2 protein-coding genes are annotated in these 1,648 nt (G+C 64.0%); both read right to left on the reverse strand.

Translation table 11 applies throughout. The features are described 5' to 3' along the window. Positions 1–48 precede the first annotated feature (48 nt). Positions 49–1,344, reverse strand: coding sequence for a recombination directionality factor (locus MKD38_RS30515; RefSeq protein ID WP_018003801.1), 1,296 nt, complete (start codon positions 1,342–1,344; stop codon positions 49–51). Then, a partial coding sequence (locus MKD38_RS30520; protein ID WP_240650386.1) for a DUF7696 family protein occupies positions 1,293–1,648 on the reverse strand: 356 nt, incomplete at its 5' end. The genes MKD38_RS30515 and MKD38_RS30520, both read right to left, overlap by 52 nt.

Consider the following 1,648-nt stretch of genomic DNA (forward strand, 5'->3'; position numbering starts at 1 on the left):
GGGAAGCCCAATGGGCTTCCCTGCGAACGCCGGCACGAGGCTGGCAGGTTACGGAAGGACGTCCGCGGCGATGGCGGCCACCTGTTCACGGAACGCGAGCGGATTGACCAGCGCCGTACGCAGCTCTATCACGAACTGCCGCACGTCCTGCGGACGCTTGGACCAGCCGCGCCCGAAGGTGGCCGCAGCAAAAGCCTTGAGCTGCGTTGCCCCTTCATCGCTGTCCAACGCCAGGCGGGCAACGAGGTCTCGGTACTGGCTCTCGAGATCGTCGTCCTCGTGCGGTGGCTCCGCACCTGCGCTGTGCACAGGCAGGGTATTTCCGTCGCCAGTGTCCGGGTCGTGGGCGAGGTCGGCAACATCTGCACCAACACTCTGGTCCCCTTCCAAGGCGTAGGCGGCCTGATTGGCCAGTTCCAGAGCAGGCACCGGGCGGTCGGAACCGTCCAGCAGCGCGGCAATGTCGATTTCTGCGTCAAGCGTGATGAGCCATTGCATCTGGCGCACCGGCTTGCCGCCGTCATCGATACGGCTGATCTCGACTTCCTGCTTGGACATCCAGAACTTGACGCCCACCAGCCTGCCACGGGCCATCGCAACAGTCTGCATGGCGGCGTGAGCCTTTTGCAGGACGTAAATCGAGGTCGTGGGCATTTCGATGAGACCAAGGCCCGTTGCGCACGGCACGGCGAAATAGAAACTGGCCGAGAGGTTGCAATGTCCGCCCTGGTACTGCGGGCATTCCTGCGGGTCACAAATGCCATCAGGGACATCCTCGTCCTGACGCAGGATGATGGTGCGGCCGCCCCACATGCGCTTGGCGCGGTTGGCGCGGGCGTCACGCACAGGTGGCGCGTACATCTTGCAGTAGCGCCTACCGTCGGAGCCATACTCGGAGAAGTACTGTCGACCGCTGTGCGTCCATGCCACGAGCTGGTTGGGCATGTTGCTCAGCCAGTCGTCGAACGCGAACACCACGGGAAAGCGCCAGAGGCGATGTCCATTGCCGTCGTTGCGGTCCTCGCCGTAGCGCCGCACGATGTCCTCGGCCAGCGCCGGGTTGGCGAAGTCAGAGGCACGGCAGGTGAACCACGGAACGTTCTTCGGCACCATCGGCATCTTGATGCCGGTCGCCCGGGTGATCTCGGCCGCAATACGCTCGAAGCTCTCGCCTCGAGCCAGGCCGGCATCGTGGATCCGCACGGCTTCGGGCTTCTCGCGCGCGGCCTTGGTCAGGACCTTGATGCCGGGCCGGATCTTGCCGATGATCGGCGGCCGCATGGGCCGCTCTTCTAGCAGGCTTCGGCGTCCGCCGGGCTCGCTGTAGGTGATGGGTGCATGCATTCGTCCATTCTCCTTTTCTGAAGGAACTGAACGACCTGCGCCCGGATGGACACAGCATGCTCCCGAAGGCGCAGGGCTGTGTCGGCCCCGCGCTGGGTCGTTACGCGATTGAGGAAATCCGCTCGCGCGGTTTCCGAAAGACTGGCGACATGAGCCGCCTCACAAAGTGCGCGCCAGGCGTGCGGCATGTCCTTGTACTGCGGACGGCGCAGGTCCAGCGTTGCCGCGATGGCGGCGGAAATCTCGGCGTTCTGGTGCATGAGCGTCTCCTGAAGATCGAGGTCTCTCACCAGAAACAAAAAAA

The organism is Cupriavidus sp. WGlv3 (assembly GCF_023952475.1).
GTDB lineage: Bacteria > Pseudomonadota > Gammaproteobacteria > Burkholderiales > Burkholderiaceae > Cupriavidus > Cupriavidus phytorum.

Bases quoted from the DNA above. Each gene is read 5' to 3' on its own strand.
- MKD38_RS30515 (WP_018003801.1), bottom strand. From the start codon at position 1,344: ATGCATGCACCCATCACCTACAGCGAGCCCGGCGGACGCCGAAGCCTG.